This is a genomic window from Mycobacterium sp., from assembly GCF_050701515.1.
Classification (GTDB): Bacteria; Actinomycetota; Actinomycetes; order Mycobacteriales; family Mycobacteriaceae; genus Mycobacterium.
In genome coordinates this window covers 1-4,895 of the sequence record NZ_JBOGDB010000258.1, presented here as the reverse complement: position 1 = coordinate 4,895, position 4,895 = coordinate 1, and the positions used below count along the sequence as shown (strand labels likewise).

Genomic DNA, 4,895 nt, shown 5'->3' with positions numbered 1-4,895 from the left:
GGTCCCGCCTCCAGGTCGGGAGCGCTCGTCAGCCTGGCCAACCCCGTGTCTTCGAGGTTTTGCCACAGGTCCGCGTCGAATTGCTCGGGTACGCGGCGCCGACCCAGCCGCGCGTCGAAGGACCGGCGGCCGATGTCGTCAACCAGCTGGCGGAGTTCAGCATGTTCGTCGTCAACGACGCCGGCTTCGAAGACACCGCCCGAAAGCGCGCTCACCGCAAACCCATTCCACGCGCCACAACACCGCGCAGCACCTCGTTGGTGCCACCGCGCAGCGTGAACAGGGGCTTGTGCAGCTGTGCGGTGGCCGCCAAAGCGGTCAACTCCGGCGTCGCGGGTGCCCGGTCGAGCACATCCGCGATCACCTCGATGGACTCCTGCTCGAAGCGGGTGCCGAGGTCCTTGACCAATGCGGCCTGGTTGGCCGCATCCTTGTTATCGGTCAACGTGCGCGCCACCCACACCGACAGCTGACGAAGCGAGATCAACCGGGCGAGAAGGTCGCCGATGGTTGCGGCCGTGGCGTCGTCGCAATCCGCGCGGGCGCCCAACACGCGGATCGCTGCGACGATCAGCGGGGCGGTGGACAGGATGCGTTCGGGCCCGCTGCGCTCGAAGGACAGCTCCGCGGTGACCTGATGCCAGCCATTTCCTACCTCGCCCAACACGTCTGCGTCGGGCACGAAGACCTCTTCGAAGGAGACTTCGTTGAAGTGATGGTCCCCGTTCATCAGCAAGATCGGTTCGATCCGCACCCCGTCGGCGTCGCACGGGACGAGAAACTGGCTGAACCCGGCATGTCGTTTCTCCGGATCCGGCGGACTGGTCCTGGCCAGCACCACGACCTGATGCGCCAGGTGTGCGCCGCTGGTCCACACCTTGGTACCGCTGAGCAGCCAGCCGCCGTCGGTCCTGACGGCTTTCGTCGCGACGGCCGCAAGGTCGCTCCCCGCGCCGTGCTCGCTCATCCCGATGGACGAATAGAAGGTGCCTGCGGCGATGCGTGGCAGCAGGCGTTCGCGCTGCTCCTCGTTGCCGTACGCGAGCAGCCCCGGGACAACCTGGCGATCGGCGACCCAGTGCGCTGCGACCGGAGCGCCCTGTGCGAGAAGTTCTTCGGTCACGACGTAGCGATGCAGGTGGCTCAGGCGCGACCCGCCGTACTTCTCGGGAATGATGAGCCCGAGGAATCCCGCCGCGCCGAGCCGCGCACTGAAGCCTTCGTCCCATTGGCCCAGCCACGAGTCGACATCAGGTACCCAGCCGAACTCGGCCCGGTCGGCCCGCAGAAACTCCCGGATTGCTGCCCGCCACTTGGCGAGCTCGGGTTCGTTGCCGCGCAACGCATCGAATTGCCTCATGGGGTATTTGCGGCGTGAACGCCTGGGTTTACCCGGGGGAAGGAAGCGCCGCCTCTCCTTTCGGTAACTTGTCGGTAGTGGCGGTTAGGTTGCTGGCGTGGCGCGATACCGGTTGTTGCCTACCGCCGAGCAGGCGGCGGTGTTGGCCGAGCAGTGTCGCCATGCCCGGTATGTGTGGAACCTGGCCCTTGAGCAGCACCGGCACTGGCGGCCGGCTCGCAAACCGTGCAGCAGCAGGCGCTGCGGGACTTCGCCCGGGCTATGCGGAACTTTTTCACCGGAACACATCGCCGCCCGACGTGGCGTAAAAGCGGTGTTCACGACGGTTTCCGGCAGGTCGCGGTCAAACCGCACCACGTGCAGCGTCTGAATCGGCGGTTCGGTCGGGTGTGGGTGCCCAAGGTGGGGTGGGTGCGCTTCCGCCTCTCGCGCCCGGTCCCCGAGGGCGTGAAGTCCTACCGGGTCACCCGTGATCGGGCCGGCCGCTGGCATGTTGCGTTCGCCCACATCCCTGATCCCATCGCCGGCCCAGAGGATGCCACCGTCGTGGGCATCGACCGTGGCGTTGCGGTGTCGGCGGCATTGTCTACCGGTGAAATGCTGCGCGCCCCGGGCTTCAGCCAGGATGAGGCCAAGCGGTTGAATGTGTTGCAGCAGCGGCTGGCCCGCGCCCAGCGCGATTGCAACCGGCGAGCACGAACGAAGCTGGCGATCGCAAATTGGAAGGCGCGGGAGAAGGACCGGCGCAAGGACTGGGTCGAGAAGGCCACCACTGACATCGCGCGGCGCTTCGACACGAGCCGCATCGAGGTCCTTGACATGCGGGCGATGACCCGCAGTGCGCGCGGAACTGTGGAGCAGCCCGGTGTGCGGGTGGCGCAAAAGCGCGGGCTGAATCGGGGCATCAGCCGAAGCGGCTGGGGTCTGCTGGCCGCACGCTTGCAGCAAAAGGCTTGTGGTCGAGTCGAGCAGATCCCGGCCGCGTACACGTCCCCACGATGCTCCGTGTGTGGGCATGTCGCATCCGAGAACCGTAAGAGCCAAGCGGTTTTCCAGTGCGTAGCCTGCAATTCCGGGCCGTGCAACGCCGACGTGAACGCTGCACGCAACATCGCTGCCGGACGGGCGGTGACAGCACGGGGAGACCTCGGCGCTAGCCGGTCTGCGAACCGTGAACCTCAACTCTGCTCTCCTGCCGCATAGGAAGTGGTGGGGTTGGAATCCCCTGACATCAGCCAGGGGAGGACGTCAATGCTGACCAGCGTAAAGCAGCAGCCGCCCAACCTCGCCAGTGCGCGCGGGGCCTGCCACAATATGGGCGTGGCTGAGAACAAGCGGCAGAAGAACCGGTATATCGACAACGGCTGGCCCGAGCTCGACGGCGACGACGACCACGCGGTCAGCGAGTTGGCCACCGACCGCACCGGCGCACTGTCGCCCTACGGTGACCTGGCGTTTCCGCTGCCGGCCGACGAAATTCCGTACACCCACCCGGTCACGGTCGTCAACAAGTAACGGTGGCCGAACCGCGCGCAGGTGCTGATCTGCCCGGCTCGGCCGGGGGCGGGCTTTCGCACCTGGATGAATCGGGTGCGGCGCACATGGTCGACGTGACCGGCAAGGACGCCACCAAGCGCACCGCCGTCGCGGCGGGCACACTGCTGACCCGCTCCGACGTCGTCGAGCTGATCGCCACCCATGGGCTGCCGAAGGGCGATGCGCTGGCCACCGCACGGGTGGCAGGCATTCTCGCGGCCAAACGCACCAGCGAGCTCATCCCGCTCTGCCACCAGCTGGCGTTGACCGGCGTCGACGTCGACTTCGAGGTGGGCAAGGCCGGCCAGTCGGGGACGGTGGGCATCCTCGCGACGGTGCGCAGCACCGACCGCACCGGCGTGGAGATGGAGGCGCTGACGGCGGTCAGCGTGGCGGCGCTGACGCTCTACGACATGATCAAGGCCGTCGACCCGGCGGCGCGCATCGACGACATCCGGGTGTTGCGCAAAGAGGGCGGCAAGACCGGGACGTGGACACGGTGATGAGCGCTTGACCGAAGAACCGATGACCACGACCCGCTCGGGCAGGGTCGTCATCGCCTCCACCCGCGCAGCCGGCGGCGAGTACACCGACCGCTGCGGGCCCGTCATCGTGGACTGGCTGACCCGGCGGGGATTCGCGGTCGCCGAACCCATCGTGGTTCCCGACGGCGCCGCCGTGCGCGACGCGCTACGGGCGACGATCGCCGAAAAGGTCGACGTGGTAATCACTTCCGGTGGTACCGGGATTTCGCCAACCGACGCGACGCCCGAGGTGACCGCCGAGGTGGTGGACTTTCAGATTCCGGGACTGGCCGACGCCATCCGCCGGTCCGGGCTGCCGCACGTGCCGACGTCGGTGCTGTCCCGGGGTGTCTGCGGCGTGGCCGGACGAACGCTCGTGGTCAACCTGCCCGGCTCGCCCGGCGGCGTCAAGGACGGGCTTGGGGTGCTCGACGATGTGCTCGAGCACGCGCTGGATCAGCTGAGCGGGAAGGACCACCCGCAGTGACGGCCGTCGTGCTGCGTGCCGCGCTGACCGAGGAGCCGATCGAGTTGGCCGAACACCAGGCATCGGTGGCGCATGAGGCCGCCGGTGCGGTGGTGGGTTTCGCCGGCGTCATCCGCGATCACGACGGCGAGCGTGAAGTGATACGGCTCGAGTACTCCGCACACCCCTCGGCGCAGGAGACCCTGACCGGGATCGCATCCGACATCGCGAATGACTGTGCGGGCGTTCGCGCCATCGCCGTCAGTCACCGCGTCGGCACGCTGCAGATCGGGGATGCCGCCCTGGTCGCCGCGGTCGCCGCGGACCACCGACAGGCGGCATTCGACACCTGCGCCCGGTTGGTGGACACCGTCAAGGCCCGGCTACCGGTGTGGAAGCACCAGTTCTTCGCCGACGGCTCCGACGAATGGGTCGGATCGGCCTAAACCTAGGCCGGGGGTTGCCCCGGGGCGGGAGGGAGCGGCGGCGGAACCTCCGCACCCGGAGCAGGCGGGGCTGGGATGTTCTCTGGGGCCGGCGTTGTCAGCGGACGCTGGGTCAGGGCGAGAAGTGCGTCCTTGCCGGTGATCTCCTGCGTCTGGATCGCGTGCCACAGATCCTTGAGGTACGTGACGTTGGGGCTCTCCGCCGGCATCGCTGACGGATCGATGGTGCTGCCAGGGGGCAGGTTCTCCGGGCTGATCAGATGCGGCACGCCCTCCGGAGGCACCGGTATGTCGCCGCTCATGGCCTGGTTGGCCGCGTCGAACGCCGGCGCCGGGATGTTGACCGCGTTCAGCGGCGCCAGCGGGTCACCTGCCGGCGGGGGCACCGCGCCAGGGGCCGGCGGCGGCGGAGCCGGCAGTGCCGGGTCGAGGGGCAGCGGGGCAGCCGGTGGCGCGGTGTGCAGCGCCCAAACCTGCGGCTCGTCGGGGGCCGGACCACCCTCGACGCGGTCCCAGTCGGGAGTAAGCGCCTCGAAGCGCACTTCCTGGGCCGGGGGCGGGGG

6 protein-coding genes and 3 pseudogenes are annotated in these 4,895 nt (G+C 68.4%); 6 read left to right on the top strand and 3 right to left on the bottom strand.

Annotation, left to right across the window (positions count from 1 at the left end; translation table 11 throughout):
- Positions 1–215 (bottom strand): annotated as a pseudogene (locus ACRDU5_RS19500) (acyl-CoA dehydrogenase); the annotation flags it as partial.
- Positions 212–1,360 carry an acyl-CoA dehydrogenase family protein gene (locus ACRDU5_RS19495; protein WP_526616421.1) on the bottom strand — a complete coding sequence of 383 codons (1,149 nt, stop codon included), beginning with the start codon at positions 1,358–1,360 and terminating at the stop codon, positions 212–214. The gene ACRDU5_RS19495 and the pseudogene ACRDU5_RS19500, both read right to left, overlap by 4 nt.
- A 97-nt stretch (positions 1,361–1,457) precedes the next feature.
- On the opposite strand from ACRDU5_RS19495, the pseudogene ACRDU5_RS19490 reads away from it, so the two are divergent.
- From ACRDU5_RS19490 to ACRDU5_RS19465, 6 genes and pseudogenes are all read left to right on the top strand, one after another.
- Positions 1,458–1,526 (top strand): annotated as a pseudogene (locus ACRDU5_RS19490) (hypothetical protein); the annotation flags it as partial.
- 59 nt (positions 1,527–1,585) lie between these two features.
- Positions 1,586–2,563: a transposase gene (locus tag ACRDU5_RS19485; RefSeq protein WP_526616420.1), complete on the top strand. Its 978-nt coding sequence runs from the start codon at positions 1,586–1,588 to the stop codon at positions 2,561–2,563.
- Between the two features lie 111 nt (positions 2,564–2,674).
- Positions 2,675–2,875, top strand: coding sequence for a hypothetical protein (locus ACRDU5_RS19480; RefSeq protein WP_526616424.1), 201 nt, complete (start codon positions 2,675–2,677; stop codon positions 2,873–2,875).
- Positions 2,876–2,961: 86 nt separating this feature from the next.
- Positions 2,962–3,399, top strand: coding sequence for a cyclic pyranopterin monophosphate synthase MoaC (gene moaC, locus ACRDU5_RS19475; RefSeq protein WP_526616423.1), 438 nt, complete (start codon positions 2,962–2,964; stop codon positions 3,397–3,399).
- Between the two features lie 22 nt (positions 3,400–3,421).
- The gene (locus ACRDU5_RS19470; RefSeq protein WP_526616419.1) at positions 3,422–3,907 is read left to right on the top strand and encodes a MogA/MoaB family molybdenum cofactor biosynthesis protein; all 486 of its coding nucleotides are present in this window, start codon (positions 3,422–3,424) and stop codon (positions 3,905–3,907) included.
- Positions 3,904–4,332 (top strand): molybdenum cofactor biosynthesis protein MoaE, encoded by a 429-nt coding sequence (locus ACRDU5_RS19465; RefSeq protein ID WP_526616418.1) that lies wholly within the window; start codon positions 3,904–3,906, stop codon positions 4,330–4,332. The genes ACRDU5_RS19470 and ACRDU5_RS19465 overlap by 4 nt, the downstream gene beginning before the upstream one ends.
- Positions 4,333–4,334: 2 nt before the next feature.
- Here the strand turns inward: ACRDU5_RS19465 and ACRDU5_RS19460 are convergent.
- Positions 4,335–4,895, bottom strand: a pseudogene (locus tag ACRDU5_RS19460) (transglycosylase family protein); the annotation flags it as partial.